At 67.3% G+C, this 14,739-nt stretch carries 10 protein-coding genes; 2 read left to right on the top strand and 8 right to left on the bottom strand.

Features of this window, described 5'->3' with window-relative positions:
• The 4 genes from AB7O82_RS30850 to AB7O82_RS30835 all read right to left on the bottom strand — a co-directional run.
• A partial coding sequence (locus AB7O82_RS30850) for an alpha/beta fold hydrolase (protein ID WP_428549418.1) occupies positions 1–515 on the bottom strand: 515 nt, incomplete at its 3' end.
• The gene (locus AB7O82_RS30845) at positions 512–2,092 is read right to left on the bottom strand and encodes an ABC transporter substrate-binding protein (protein ID WP_428549420.1); all 1,581 of its coding nucleotides are present in this window, start codon (positions 2,090–2,092) and stop codon (positions 512–514) included. The genes AB7O82_RS30850 and AB7O82_RS30845, both read right to left, overlap by 4 nt.
• A 507-nt stretch (positions 2,093–2,599) precedes the next feature.
• On the bottom strand, positions 2,600–4,201 hold the full coding sequence (locus AB7O82_RS30840; protein WP_428549422.1) for a thiamine pyrophosphate-binding protein: 1,602 nt from the start codon (positions 4,199–4,201) through the stop codon (positions 2,600–2,602).
• Positions 4,202–4,219: 18 nt separating this feature from the next.
• Positions 4,220–5,212, bottom strand: a complete 993-nt coding sequence (locus AB7O82_RS30835; RefSeq protein WP_428621002.1) for a Bug family tripartite tricarboxylate transporter substrate binding protein — start codon at positions 5,210–5,212, stop codon at positions 4,220–4,222.
• A gap of 255 nt (positions 5,213–5,467) precedes the next feature.
• On the opposite strand from AB7O82_RS30835, the gene AB7O82_RS30830 reads away from it, so the two are divergent.
• Positions 5,468–5,893 carry a VOC family protein gene (locus AB7O82_RS30830; protein WP_428621000.1) on the top strand — a complete coding sequence of 142 codons (426 nt, stop codon included), beginning with the start codon at positions 5,468–5,470 and terminating at the stop codon, positions 5,891–5,893.
• Positions 5,894–6,136: 243 nt separating this feature from the next.
• A complete protein-coding gene (locus AB7O82_RS30825) occupies positions 6,137–7,042 on the top strand; it encodes a TauD/TfdA dioxygenase family protein (RefSeq protein ID WP_428549428.1) in 906 nt (301 codons plus the stop codon).
• A 291-nt stretch (positions 7,043–7,333) separates the two neighbouring features.
• On the opposite strand, the gene acnA is transcribed toward AB7O82_RS30825, so the two are convergent.
• The 4 genes from acnA to tcuA all read right to left on the bottom strand — a co-directional run bounded on the left by acnA (position 7,334) and on the right by tcuA (position 14,442).
• Positions 7,334–9,988: an aconitate hydratase AcnA gene (gene acnA / locus AB7O82_RS30820; protein WP_428620999.1), complete on the bottom strand. Its 2,655-nt coding sequence runs from the start codon at positions 9,986–9,988 to the stop codon at positions 7,334–7,336.
• Positions 9,985–11,397 (bottom strand): MmgE/PrpD family protein, encoded by a 1,413-nt coding sequence (locus AB7O82_RS30815; RefSeq protein WP_428620997.1) that lies wholly within the window; start codon positions 11,395–11,397, stop codon positions 9,985–9,987. The genes acnA and AB7O82_RS30815 overlap by 4 nt, the downstream gene beginning before the upstream one ends.
• Positions 11,398–11,691: 294 nt before the next feature.
• Positions 11,692–12,642, bottom strand: coding sequence for a LysR substrate-binding domain-containing protein (locus AB7O82_RS30810; RefSeq protein WP_428620996.1), 951 nt, complete (start codon positions 12,640–12,642; stop codon positions 11,692–11,694).
• 291 nt (positions 12,643–12,933) lie between these two features.
• Complete coding sequence (gene tcuA, locus AB7O82_RS30805) at positions 12,934–14,442, bottom strand: FAD-dependent tricarballylate dehydrogenase TcuA (protein ID WP_428620995.1); 1,509 nt, start codon at positions 14,440–14,442, stop codon at positions 12,934–12,936.
• Positions 14,443–14,739 lie beyond the last annotated feature (297 nt).

The raw sequence follows: 14,739 nt of genomic DNA, 5'->3' as shown, positions 1-14,739 counted from the left end.
CCGTCGGCAAAGGCGATCGCCGCCTCGATCTCCTCCTCGAACGTCTGTTCGTCCGGCGGCCGCTTGGGCGCCGCAGGCCCGCGACATCTCGGGTCCTCGATCACCTGCGAGGCGACGAAGTTGATTCCGGCGAGGCGTGAATCGCCGTGGACCATCAGGTACTGGCGGATCACCCGCCCACCCATCGACCAGCCGACGAGGACCGGACGTTTCAGTCGTTTTGCCTCCAGCACGGCGGCAATATCGTCGGCCCAGACCCGGTTGCCCTGGTACGCCGCCGGATCGGTCGGCTGCCCGGAAGCGCCGTGTCCGCGCTGGTCGAAGGCAACCAGCCGGAACCGCTCGGCGAGCGAGCTTCGGAACTGCGGAACGAAGCAGAGGTGAGACTGGGCGAAGCCGTGGATCAGCACGACCTCGGGACCGGCCGGGTTGCCCCATTCGTAGACTGCGAGCCGGGTGCCGTCGGGGGCGCGGACGTCGGTCCGCGCCCCGTCGGCGACGTGTTGCTCCGTCACTTCTTCTCGATGTTCCAGTGCACCACCACCGGCGCCTTGAGCCAACCGGTGATGTTGGCGCGCGAGGCGCCCGGCCCGAACCACATGCCGAGCCAGCCGTACTGCGCCTGCTCGATGGCGCGGTTCTGCACCGCCACCGCCATCGCCTTGGCCTTGGCCGGATCGGTCTCGCGGGCGTAGGCGTCGCGCAGCTTCTCCATCTCCGGATCGTTGGGCCAGCCGAACCAGGCCTTCGCCGGGTCGGCGATCATCCAGTTGGCCGAGATCGGGTTCAGGATGTCGGCGGCGATGGCGTAGGTGTGGAAGGCGCTCCAGCCGCCCTGGGTGGCCGGATCCTTCCTGGCGCGGCGGGAGACCACCGTCTGCCAGTCCATCGACTGCATGTCGACCTTGAAGCCGGCCTGCTCGAGCAGCGCCTTGGTGACGGGCGCCATGTTGGTCAGTACCGGCAAGGTGGTCGACTGCATCAGCACCACGGGCGAGCCGTCATAGCCCGCCTCCTTGAGGAGCGCCTTGGCCTTCTCGAAGTTGGGCTTGACCAGCAGGTCGCCCTGGAGCTCCACGCCGTTGGGCGTGCCGCAGACGAAGGCGGCGGTGCAGACTTTATAGAACTCCGGCTCTCCCACCGTCGCCTTGAGGTAGTCCTCCTGGCGCATCGCCAGCAGCGCGGCCTGGCGGATCTTCGGATTGTCGAACGGCTTGGTCAGGTGGTTGAAGCGGATGACGAACTGCTGGCCGAGCGGGTTCCACATGACCGTCTGCACGCTCTTGTCGCGCTTCAGCAGCGGCAGGAGATCGTGCGGCACGTTCTCGATCATGTCGATCTCGCCGGCGATCAGCGCGTTCACCTGCTGCGTCGGGTCGGGCATGTCGACGAACTCGACCCTGTCGACCTTGGCGACCTTGCCGCCGGCCAGGCCCGAGGCCGGCTCCGCCCGCGGCTTGTACTTGGGGTTCTTGATGTAGACGTGCCGCTCGCCAGGCTTGGACTCGGCCTTGACGTAGATGAAGGGACCGGAACCGACCTGGCTGTCGATCGCCTTGAAGGGATCGGTCGACGCGATCGCCTTGGGCATCATGAAGGGCACGTTGGACGACTGCTTGCCGAGCGAATCGAGCACCAGGCCGTACGGTTGCTTGAGCTTCAGCGTGAAGGTCTTGGCGTCGACCGGCGAGATGTCGGCGACGAACTCCATCAGCTTCTGGCCCATCCCGTCGCGCGCCGCCCAGCGCTTGATCGAGACGACGCAATCCTCGGCCGTCACCGGCTGGCCGTCGTGCCATTCCAGCCCGTCGCGCAGGGTGAAGGTCCAGGTGAGCTTGTCGGCCGAGACCCCGTACTTGTCGACCATCTGCGGCTTCACCTCGTTCTTCTCGTCGATCGAGAACAACGTGTCGTAGATCATGTAGCCGTGGTCGCGGGTGACGTAGGCCGTCGTAAAGATCGGATCGAGGATCGTCAGGTTGCCGGCCTGCACGAAGCGCAGAGTCTTCTTGTCCTGGGCGCTCGCCACGCGAGGCGCGATCGCGAGCGCAGCGCTACCCGCCGCGAAAGTCCGTCGATTGATCTTGATCATTGCCACCTCCCAAGCTCCCCGAGTTTACGATCGTTTCCAGGAGACTTACCGGCCAGATGATCGGAGTCAATTCTCTTTGCTGGGAGCGCGCCACTCGAGGCGGAGTAATCTCCGCCGGCTGTGGCTCTCATGCTCTTTTGGACCGCGGGCGTCCCGCCCGCTCATGATTCATTCCGCCGTCCCGAGACACACCGGAGTGGGCACACCTCCTTTTCCTCCCCCTGTGGCGCTGTAAACAGCGCCACAGGGGAAGTGCCCCATAGGCGTTGAATTGACTTGACGCCTATGGGGAGGTGCCCCGTCATACGGGCCTTCGCCGCGCCGAAGCGGCTTCGGCCGCGCAGGTGGGGAGGGACTTGCACGATGTGCTCACTCCGTCTGCGCTCAGATGACAGCAAGGACGCATGAGCGGGCGGGACGCCCGCGGTCCGGAAGAGCATGAGCGCCACAGCCGGCGGAGATTGCTCCGCCTCGAGTGGCGTGCTCCCGGCAGTGATTGTCCGCCCCTCACCCGCGCAGCGCGACGATCTGGCGATGGTAGGCGCGCGGATTGACCACGACGTCGACGACGGCGGCCTGGTCGCCGGCGAAGGCCGCCGCGAAAGCCGGGTCGAGATCGTCCGGCCGCTCGACTCTGAAGGAGGTGCAGCCGTAGCCGGCGGCGACCTGGGCGAAGTTCGACGGCGAGAAGTCGACGCCGTTCTTGGGCAGCTGCCGCCGTTCCTGCTTGGCGCCGATCAGGGTCAGCGAGGAGTCGTTGAAGACCACGACCACCGGCTTGCAACCGTATTGAACCGCGGTGGCGAGCTCCCCGGCGCACATCATCAGGCCGCCATCGCCGGTGAAGGCTATCGCCCGCCGCGCCGGGTCGGCGAGGCAGGAGCCGATCGCCGCCGGCACCGCGAAGCCCATCGTCGCCAGGCCGCGCGACAGCAGCGCCTGGCGCGGTTCGTCACACACCCAGTGATGCAGCACCGGAAGCATGTGCGCCCCGGCATCGATGGCAATGCGGGCGTTCGCCGGGGCGGCCTTGCGGGCGGCATCCACCACCATCTGCGGCGAGATCGGTCCGGGACCCGACGAATCGCCGGCAGCGTGAATCTGCGCCTTGGCTCGCGCAAGGGCTTCGGGGTCCCAGGTCGAGGCGACCGGCATGTCGGCCAGCCTGTCGCCGATCGCCGCAAGATCGCCGCACAGGCTGACACGCGGCTTCACCAGCCGGCGATCGAACGGATAGCGCGTCAGCTCGATCACCGGCGCCGCGTAGCGCCAGCGTCCGGGCGGGAACTCGACGGCGTCGAAGCCGTAGAGGACGATCAGGTCCGCCTCCGCCACCGCCTTCTCCTCGGCGACGCCGCCGATGTAGTGGCCGATGGTCAAGGGATGGCTGTCCGGCATCACGCCCTTGGCGCGATAGGTCGTGCAGACCGGCACGCGCCAGGCCTCGGCCAGCCGGCGCAACGCCGCGGCGGCCGCGGCATCGCAGGCCTGAGGTCCGGCGATGATCAGCGACCGGCGCGCGGCTGAAACCGACTCGCGGATCGCCGCAAGCGCGGCCTCGTCGAGCGGCGCAACGGCGGGCCGCGATGTCCGTCGCGGTGTCTCGTCGACTGGCGCAGTGACCCCCCGGTTGGTGATCTCGAGATAGATCGGCCCGTTCGGCTGCGCAAAGGCGAGATCGAGCAGCCCGTCGAGATCGCGCGAGAAGCCGCCCCCGTCCATGCGCGCGTCGCCGCGCAGCATCGGTCGCAGGATCGCGGCCTGGTCGAGCCGCTGGTGGCTGACATAGTCGAGTTCCGCATCATAATGGTCGGCGATCAGCATCAGGCGCGAGCGGTCGAGATGGGCGTATGCCATGCCGTTCACGGCATTGGTGAGCCCCGGTCCGCGCGTCGTCATGACGACGCCGATCGAGCCGGTAATCTCGCCCGTCACGGCCGCCGCGAAGCCCGCCGCATTCTCGGTCCGGCACAGGACATACTGGATGCCGGCCCTGGTCGCCGCGTCGATGAGGTCGAGCGAGCAATCGCCGCCGGGAACGCCGAAGATGTGACGCACGCCCCGGTCGGTCAGGCGACCGACGAGCGATGCGAGTGCGGTCTGTGCCATGGAGCTCCCTGCGCTTTGTCACTGGGCCTGGACGCCCGCCGCCGAGATGACGGTCTTCCAGCGGGCGGTCTCGTCCTTGATGAAATTCCTGGCGTCGGCCCGGCTGCCGCCTACGGGGATGGCGTGCAGGTTCTTCAGCTGCTTCTGGAAGTCGGGCCGGGCCATCGCCTCGTTGGTGAGGCGGTTCAGCGTGTCGAGGACCTCGACGGGCGTTCCCTTGGGAGCGGCCAGCGCGTACCAGACGATGGCCTGGAAGCCCGGCAGGCCACCGGCTTCCTCGATCGTCGGCACGTCGGGGAAATCCTCCAGCCGCTCGCGGGTGCCGACGCCGAGCAGCCTGGCGGACCCGTCCGTCACCAACGCCACATAGCTCGGGATGTTGTCGACCACGACCTGCACGCGGCCCGCAGCCAGGTCGAACCGCGCCGGCGCCGCGCCCTGATAGGGCACGTGAACGATGTCGACCTTGGCCATGTTCTTCAGCAGCTCGAGCGAGAGGTGCCCCGAGGTGCCGACTCCGGCCGATGCCCCGTTGAGCTTTCCGGGATTGGCCCTGGCGTAGGCGATCAGCTGCTTCACCGAATTGGCGGGCACGTCCTTGTTGACGATCAGGGCGTTGGGGAACTTCGCGACGACGACGATCACGTCGAAGTCGTTCGGCGCGAACGGCATGGTCTTGTAGAGAAAGTGATTGGTGACGAATGCACCGGGATTGGTCAGCAGCAGCGTGTAGCCGTCCGGCTTGGCATTGGCGACCGCCTCGGCGCCGATGTTGCCGGCGGCGCCGGGCCGGTTCTCGACGACGAACTGCTGGCCGAGCGCCTTCGAATATTCCTGCGCGAGCAGGCGTCCCAACGCATCGGTGATGGCGCCGGCCGACCACGGCACGACGATCTTGACCGGCTTGTCCGGCCACGCGGCATGAACAACAGCCGGAAGGCCCAGCCACGCGGCCGCGAAGGCGACAGCAACGGCGACCGATACGATGAGGTCGCGGACTCGTCTGGTCATTCAATCCTCCCACTGCCGGACCTTTCAGCGAAGGCCTTCTGCCCGCGAACCATAAGCGTGGGCTGCCGTGCGGTGAATCGAGCTGACCAGATTGAATTAGCATGCTGCTATAAGCCAACGATATTCAGGGCCTCGCTGCCCACCCCGGAGCGACCACGTCCTAAAACTGCGAGCGTGCACACGGCGCACATGGGAAGCTCGTGGTCTCGAGAACGTCCGGCAATTTCAGCGATCACCCTGTCCGAAAGGAACGAGATGACCCTGTTGCTCAATATCGACGTACCCGATGTCGAGACCGGAATGCGCTTCTATACGACGGCATTCGGCCTCCAGGTTGGTCGTCGCTTTGGATCCGACTTCGTCGAGCTCGTGGGATGGCCGGCAAAGGTCTACCTGCTCACCAAGCAGGCCGGTACCGTCGGGGCGGGCGGCGATCGTCGGCGCTACGAGAGGCACTGGACACCCGTCCACGCCGACATTGTCGTCGATGACGTCGACAGTGCCGTGGCGCGCGCGGTCGGCGCCGGCGCGATGCTCGAGGCGCCGGCCAAGGACACGTCCTACGGGCGGATCGCCATGCTCGCCGATCCATTCGGCCACGGCTTCTGCCTGCTGCAGTTCAACGAGCGCGGCTACGATGCGCTCCTCGAGGGCGCCACTCGAGCCCCACAGCGAAGCTGAGGAGAAATCGCTGTCCAACGGCGACAAAGGAGTCATGCTCTTCTGGACCTCCGGTCCAGAAGAGCATGAGCGCCACGGAGTGGCGCGCCGCGAGCGCGTGAAGAGAGCTGCATCGCATCGGCGACATCGCCAGACTGAATCCGCATGCTGCTATAAGCCAACGATATTCAGGCCCATATTTCCCGGGTGTTAGCCTCTCGGATCACGACCGCCAAAGGCGGCGACCTTGTCGGGAGGAACGACATGCAGCTCGATCTGCGCCCGCTCAACACCCGCTTCGGCGTCGAGGTGTTTGGCATCGACCTGGCGCAGCCGCTCGATGCCGAAACCTTCGACCGGATCGAGAAGGCGTTCGACGAGCACTCGCTGCTGCTCTTCCGTGGCCAGACGCTCGACGAGAACGATCACGTGGCGCTCAGCCGACGCTTCGGCACGCTGCAGAGCCACGTGCTGAAGCCCTACCTCTCGAGCGAGCATCCCGAGCTTCTGGTGCTGTCCAACATCGAGGACAACGGCCAGGCGACGGGGATCGGCGACGCCGGCCAGATCTGGCACGCCGACACCTCCTACGTCGAGACGCCGTGCCGATGCTCGCTGCTGCTCGGCCGCGAGATCCCCGAGCCCCGGGGAGACCGCACCTTCGGCGACACCGTGTTCCTGAGCGCCGCAGCCGCATACGACGCGTTGCCCGAGGAAAGGAAGGCGTCACTGGCGCGGCTCACGGCGCCGCATTCCTTCATCCACTACTACAAACTGAAGCAGGCCCAGGGCTCCAACCGTCCCGACCTCACCAAGGAGCAGGAGAGCGAGGTCCCGCCGGTCGATCAACCGGTCGTGCTGCCGCATCCGATCACCGGCCGCAAGGCGATCTACGTCAACCCGTCCTACACGACGACGATCAACGCGCTGCCCGAGGCGGAAGGCCGTGCGCTGCTCGACGAGCTGTTCGCGCATCTGGTCAAGCCCGCGTTCGTCTATCGCCACAAATGGCGGCCGGGCGATCTCGTCATCTGGGACAACTACGCGACGCAACATCTGGCGATCGGCGACTATGCCTTGCCGCAGCGGCGCCTCATGCATCGCACCACCGTCCTGCTGCGCGACGACGCCAAGGCCCGGCTCGACGAGACCCGCAGGGCGCTGGTTTGAGGCCGAGCTTGCTCCTATGAAAATCGGGTACCGCCCCGATTTTCTCGGCATCGTGGTGCGCGCAGGGCGTGCTGGGTGTCTCCCCAGCTCTGCTGGGGAGGCGTCGCCGTCTTACGGCGAAGGCAGGCGGAGGGGTCAAGATCTTCCGGACCGCGGGCGTCTCGCCCGCTCATGTTTATGATCATGAGCGGGCGGGACGCCCGCGGTCCGCATGAAGCATGACCCCTCCGCCCCGTAAGACGGGGCACCTCCCCAGCTTCGCTCAGCGAAGCTGGGGAGGGAGTTGAACAGTCAGGCAGCCGCCTCGATCAGGGTATCGAGGATGTACGGCATCATGCCGCCTGCCCGCACGTAGTCGAGCTCAGCCTGGGTATCGAGGCGCAGCCGCAGCGGCACGGCGGCGACGCTGCCGTCGCGGCGGTGGATGCGGAGCGTGACCGGCTGGCCCGCGCGCACCTCGTCCGCCAGGCCCGTCAGGTCGAGCGTCTCGGTGCCGTCGAGGCCGAGCGTCTCCGCCGTCGTGCCGTCCGGCAACTGGCAGGGCAGCACGCCCATGCCGACCAGGTTGGAGCGATGAATGCGCTCGAAGCTCGCGGCCACGACCGCCCGCACGCCGAGCAGCCTTGTGCCCTTCGCCGCCCAGTCGCGCGCGCTGCCGGTGCCGTACTCCTCGCCGGCGACGATGACCAGTGGTACGCCCTCCTGCTCGTAGCGCATCGCCGCATCGTAGATCGTCATCTCCTCACCCGACGGCTGGTGCCGCGTGAAGCCGCCTTCGCGGCCCGCCGCCACGTGGTTCTTCAGGCGAACGTTCGAGAAGGCGCCGCGGATCATGACCTCGTGGTTCATGCGGCGCGCGCCGTAATTGTTGAAATCCTTCGACGCCACTCCGTTTCCCTGGAGGTACCGCCCGGCGGGCGACTCCCGGCCGATGCTGCCGATCGGGGAGATGTGGTCGGTCGTCACCGAATTGCCGAGGATCGCCAGCGCCCGCGCGCCCACGATGTCCTGCAGCGCCGACCGGCGAAGCGGATCGGCGAGAAACGGCGGCTCCTTGATGTAGCTCGATCCGCTGGCCCATGGGAAAAGCGCGCCCGACTCGAACGGGATCTCGCGCCAACGCGGATTGAGATCGGTGAGGTCGCCTGAATAGGTCTCCCGGTAGAAGGCGGGATCGGCGGCGGCCGCCAGCGCATCGGCGAGCTCGGCGGCGGTGGGCCAGATATCGCGCAGGAACACGGGATCGTCGGCCGGCGTGCGGCCGAGCGGCTCGCTCTCGAGGTCGATGTCGACGGTGCCGGCGATGGCGAAAGCCACCACCAGCGGCGGGCTGGCGAGGTAGGCCGCGCGCACCGACGGATGGATGCGGGCCTCGAAGTTGCGATTGCCGGACAGGACGGCGCAGGCGACGAGATCGCGCGCCTTGATGTCCTCCTCGAGCGCCGGATCGATTGGTCCCGATGCGCCGACACAGGTGGCGCAACTGTACCCCGCGACCGCAAAGCCCATCGCATCGAGAGAGGCCTGCAGGCCGCTGGCCTCGAGGTAGCGGCTGACGACCAGCGAGCCCGGCGTCAGGGAGGTCTTCACCCAGGGCGCGGCGCGCAGGCCAAGGGCCGCGGCCTTCCGCGCGAGCAGGCCGGCCGCCAGCATCACACCGGGATTCGAGGTGTTGGTGCAGGAGGTGATGGCGGCGATCACGACATCGCCGTTGCGCGGCCGCCGTCGGTCCTCGCTGGCAGGGTCGGCCGGCAGATCGAAGGCGGCACGGAAGTTCGCCTTGAGACCCTGCAGCGCCACCCTGTCCTGCGGCCGCTTCGGCCCGGCCAGGCTGGGGCCGACGGACGCGAGATCGAGCTCCAGGATGGCGGAATAGTCGACCGCGCCGGCACGCGGCGCACCGAACAGGCCTTGCGCCCGGTAATACTGCTCGGTGGCGCGGACGCGGTCGTCGTCGCGACCGGTCTGGCGCAGGTAGCGGCAGGTCTGCTCGTCGACCGGGAAATAGCCGATGGTCGCGCCGTACTCCGGCGCCATGTTGGCGATGGTGGCGCGGTCCGGCAGGCTGAGCGCCCGGACCCCCTCGCCGTGGAACTCGACGAACTTGCCGACGACCTTGGCCTTGCGCAGCATCTCGGTGACGTGCAGGACGAGATCGGTGGCGGTGACGCCCTCGCGCAGGTTGCCCGACACGTGCACGCCGACGACGTCCGGCGTCAGGAAGCCCACCGGCTGGCCGAGGAGCGCCCCCTGCGCCTCGATCCCGCCGACGCCCCAGCCGACCACGCCCAATCCTGCGATCATGCAGCTGTGCGAGTCCGTTCCGACCATCGTGTCCGGAAAGGCGAGGCCATCCTTCCACAGGATCCCCGGCGCCAGGAACTCGAGATTGAGCTGATGCAGGATGCCGGCGCCCGGCGGCAGCAGGCGGATGCCGTCGTACGCCTGCATCGCCCACTTCACGAACTGGAAGCGCTCGTGATTGCGCTCGATCTCGAGCGCCATGTTCCGCTGCAGCGCGTCGGGAGTGCCGTGAAAGTCGACGGTCAGGGTGTGGTCGAGCGCCATGTCCACCGGAACGGCAGGCGCCACCGCGCCGACCGGCAGGCCGCGGCGGTGCATGGCGTTGCGCATCGCCGCCAGGTCGCCCAGCAGCGGGATGCCCGCCGCACAGTTCAGGATGATGCGCCCCACGGTGAACGGGATCTCCTCGCGGCGCGGCGCCTTCGGCTGCCACGCGGCGAGGGCGCGCACCTGTTCTTCCGTGATGCGCCGGCCATCGCAGCGCCGCAGCAGGGATTCCAGGACGACCCGCAAGACGACCGGCATCCGGGAGATCGCACCGAGCCCCGCCGTCTCGAGCTCGGGCAGGGCAAAGTATCCGGTCCTGCCGATGCCCGGCAGATCGATTGTCCGCTGCGTCAGTGCGGCGAAGGGGTTCGTCATGATGCGGCTTGCAGGCGCGGCGCCACCGGGCCTGCTCTCAGTCGTCCGGCAAGGGGCTCGATGCCCGGCAACCGCTCCAGTCGCGCGACGTCGTCCACGACGGCTTGCGCCTCCGGCGCGGGGAGCCGCCGGCCCGCCAGCAACATGAACTTCGCCCGCAGATCGGCGCTGGAGCAGGGATCGGCCGGCGTGCCGCGGCATTCGTCGACGCGCGCCGACACCGGCGCCGTGCCGGCGACCGAGAGCTCGACGCTGGCCGCGAACTTCGCCGGATAGACCGCCTCGGCGGCCGGATCGACATGGATCTCGACCTTGCCTGCAACGGCGCGCAGGCTGGCATCGGCGACCCGTTCCCGGGCGTACTCCGCCGGATCGCGCGGATCGCCGAGCAGCGACAGCGCGGCGCAGTAGGGAATGCTGTATTGCGCCCCCATCGTGTCGACCGGCGCGGGCTCACCGTTGTTGCGCGCGGCGTAAGCGCTGACGCCCACGCGCACTTTCTCGATATCGGCGGCCCGGAAGGTCCTGTCGCGCCGGAGGTCCGACAGGATCTGCACGACTGACTGGATCCAGCCGCAAATCGGATAGACCTTGAACCAGACATCCATCACCGCCCAGTCGCGGCCGAGCCCGTGCGCCAGCCGCTCGGGACGCGCGGTGTCGCCGCCGAAGACCTCGAGCAGGCCCATCTTGCCGTCGATCGCGTGCGGCGGTCCGGCGAACTGCCGCGCCGCCAGGCGGCTCATGCGGACACCTGCCTCGGCCGCCCGTCCGAGATGCAGTCGCTTGACCATGCCGCCGCCATGACCGGCTGCGAAGGTCTTGATGCCGGAGGATGCCGAGCAGGCAAGCCCGATCGCCGACCGCAGGTCGGCGAGCGACAGACCCATCACTATGCCGGCGGCCATCGTCGCGGCGATCGGCGCGGCAAGGCTGGTTGTATGGAAGCCGCGTCGCGCCGGCCCGACACCCAGGCCCAGCCCGACCCGGTGCATGATCTCGTAGCCGGCGACGATCGACAGCAGAACGCGCTCGCCCGAGGCACCACACGCCTCGGCGGCTGCGAGGGAAGCGGGAATGACGGTGGCCGCCGGATGAACGATCGATTCGGCGATCAGGTCGTCGAGCTCGAAGCCATGGATCGCGGTGCCGTTGCACAGCGCCGCCGCCGGCGCCGGCAGCGGCCTGGTCCGGCCGATCACGGTACAGGCGCCGGCCAGGCCGTCCGCGTCCATCTCCTCGCAGACGATGCGCGACCACGGCTGCTCCGAGCCGAACAGTCCGCAGCCCAGGCCGTCGAGCAGGCAATCCTTCGCCTTCGCCACCACCTCGGAAGGCAGGGCGTCGAGCGTCAGTCCGTGCAGGAAGCCGATCAATCGGCCGGCATTCGTATCGTTGCCTGTGTCCACGAGCCTTCGCCTCCTCACGCCCTCCTCCCCAGCTTTTGCTGGGGAAGTGTCGCCGTCTTACGGCGACGGGGGATCATGCTCTTCCGGACCGCGGGCGTCCCGCCCGCTCATGCTCATGATCATGAGCGGGCGGGACGCCCGCGGTCCGGACGAGCGTGACCCCTCCGCCCCCGATTACGGGGGCACCTCCCCAGCGAAGACGCCGGGAAGGAGAACTCGACTCCGTTGCCGAAACGCTATGAGCCGCCCCCGCCGCCGGCAATCCACAATCGCTCATAGTGGTATCGCCAATATCTATTGTGGCTCTTCCGTATCGCCCGATGCTGCAGCCTCGCGGCTGGCGAGGACTTTGCGCCGCGTCAGCGCGGGCGAGAGCAATTCCATGAAGTCGAGCTCGAGCTTGCGCAGGTAGCTGCTTCGGCGGAACGAGACATAGGCCGGGCTGGAGCGGAAGAGATGGCTGACGTCGCGCGCCTCGAGATCGCCATCGTGCGCCGGATCGACCGCGACCGAAGCCATGATCGCGATTCCCATGCCGAGCTCGACATAGGTCTTGCCGACATCCGAATCGACGCCCGAGAAGGGGATGGTGGGCGTGATGCCCTTCTCCAGGAAGCTCTCGATGATGTTCCATCCGCCGCTGCGGAAATTGTCGTGAGCGATGATCGGATAGCGGGCCAGGTCCTTCAGCGTGATCTTGTCGAGGTCGAGGATCGGATGGCCCTTCTTCGCCATCACGCAGCGCGTCACCGTGAGGCACGGCAGGCGCACCAGGCCGAGGAAGGTTTTCTGGCTTTGCGTGCCGACGCCGAGGTCGGCCTGGCCGGCATGGACGTACTCGCAGACCTCGGTCGGATTGCCCTGCATCAGCCCGACCTGCACCTTGGGATGCTTCAGGAGGAAGGCCTGAACGACCCGCGGCAGGACGTAACGCGCAAAAGTATGGGTCGTGGCGATGATGAGCTTGCCGCCCTCCTCCTTGTTGTAATCGTCGCGGATCTTCTTGATGTCGGCGACCTCGCCGAAGATGCGCTCGGCAATCTCGATGACCGCGCGGCCGGCCTCGGTGACGCCGACGATGCGATTGCGCGTGCGCTCGAAAATATCGAAGCCGAGCTCGAGCTCGAGCAGCCGGATCTGCTTGCTGATACCCGGCTGGGAGGTGTGCAGCGCATCGGCCGCGTCGGAGATGTGATTGCCCCGCCGGTACACCTCGACGACGTATCTTAGCTGGCGGAGTTGCATTGCTTTCGGCACCCGGACGAGTTCGGCCGGCCGCCGCAGCGGACAGCTGCCGGGAATGACCTTAGCAAGATTGGGCGGCGCCGCTAGCACTTAGGGCATGCGACAAAACAAGTGCTTCGGTTTCAGGTATTGACGCGTGGTGCACGCGACAAAGACCCTGTCATCGCGGGCGGAGCGAGGGCCCTTTGAGGCAGCAAGAAAGGTCCCTCGCTGCGCTCGGGATGACAGCTTTGCTGGATGCATTCATCTCGCGAAACTTCATCACAGGCCCTTGGTAGTCGATCCGGAACGCTATTGCGCCGCCTGGACCCGCAAGCCGCGCGCCGCGGTCGCCGCGCTGCGGCCGGCCAGGCGGCCGAACACCGCGCCGCTGGTCAGGCCGGTCGAGCCCGGATAGTTGAAGTAGAACAGGCCCCCCACCATCTCGCCGGCGGCGTAGAGGCCGGGGATCGGCCGATGGTTCTGGTCCATCACCTGGCCGTCGGTGGTGATTCGGAGCCCGCCGAAGGTGAACGTGATGCCGCACGTCACGGCATAGGCCTCGAACGGCGGATTCTCGAGTGGAATGGCCCAGTTGGATTTCGGAATGGCGAGTCCTCTGGTGCCTCGCCCGTCCTTCACCGTCGGATCGAACGGCACGTCGCGCTTCACCGCGGCGTTGAACTCGCGGATGGTGGTGAGGAGCTGCCCGGTGTTCACGTCCTCGATCTTCTCGGCCAGCTCCTCGATCGAGTCGGCAACGACCTTGGTCACCCGGCGGGCCCGGTACTCCGGCCGCAGCAGGTGGCCGACCGAGGAATCGAAAAGCTGCCAGGCGAACTGACCGGGCTGCTTCATGACGATGTGGCCGTACTTGGCATAGGTGTAGTTGCGGATGTCGGCACCCTCGTCGAGAAAGCGGCGGCCCTCGCTGTTGACCATGATCGAAAAAGGGTAGCTGTCGCGCTCGTAGTCGTCCGTCACCGAGAAATCGCCGAAATTCTCGGCATAGCGTTCCCAGCTGACGGCATGGCACCCCGACCAGTTGCCGGCGGGCTGCGCGCCGATGCGCAGCGCCATGTCGAGCCCGTCGCCGGTGTTGAACCGCGTGCCGCGTACCTTGGCGAGGTCCCACCCCGGGCCGAGGTAGCGGGTGCGCCATTCGGTGTTGGCCTCGAACCCGCCGCAGGCCAGGATCACTGAGCGCGCGGCAAGGCGCGTCGTCTGGCCGCCGATTTGTGCCACGACACCGTGCACGCCGCGGTCCGATGATTGCAGCTCGCGCACCCAGGCATCGTAGAGGACATCTACACCCTTTCGCGCCGCCGCCCGGTACAGATAGTCGACCATGCCGCGACCGGCGCCCGAGACGGCCAGGGTCGCGCCACCCCAGAACTTGAAGCGCCCGTTCACCTTGAAAGACTGGCGACCGAACTGGGGGATGAAGCGCAGTCCCTGGCTACGCAGCCAGTGAACCGTCTGATTGCTTTGCCGCACCAGGATCTCGCACAGGTCCGGGTCGGTGCGGTTCTCCGTCACCCGCGCCATGTCGTTGAAGAAGTCGTCCTCGGTGTAGCTGCCGAAGTCGCTCTTCTGTTCCTCCTCCGAAAGATCGGGCGAGAGCGCCAGGATGTCCTCCGCCCCGTTGTAGACGAACCGCATCAGGCCTTCGGTGTAGGCCGTGTTGCCGCCGCGCTCCTCTTCCGGCGCCCGCTCCAGCAACAGCACGCGCGCCTGCTCCTCGGCCGCCGAGATCGCGGCACACAGTGCCGCGTTGCCGCCGCCGACGACGATCACGTCGTAGTCTGTCTCAGACTTCATCCGGAATCCCCGTTCCTCCCGTGCCCTCGAGCGGGCGGGTGTTCACGATCGCCCTACCATTGCCAACGTTCGCGTTGTTAGAACCCTTGGTCATTCCAGTATGGCGATTGAGCCATCCCCGGTGTGGCAGCCGGGCATTCGCATGTGGGTGCGCCGCAAGATCTACTTTCCCTCCCCCGTAATCGGGGCAGGCGCCCCGTCATACGGGGCGGAGAGGGAATGCCGCAGAAGAGATCCGTGAGATTCCGACGTCGGAACTTCATGAAGCTCTCGTGAGGCCTTTCCCCTCCGGCCCTT

Source organism: Reyranella sp., assembly GCF_050185545.1.
In the GTDB taxonomy this organism is placed as follows: Bacteria; Pseudomonadota; Alphaproteobacteria; order Reyranellales; family Reyranellaceae; genus Reyranella.
The sequence above is the reverse complement of the archived record's forward strand: the minus strand, read 5'-3'. Positions and strand labels throughout refer to the sequence as shown.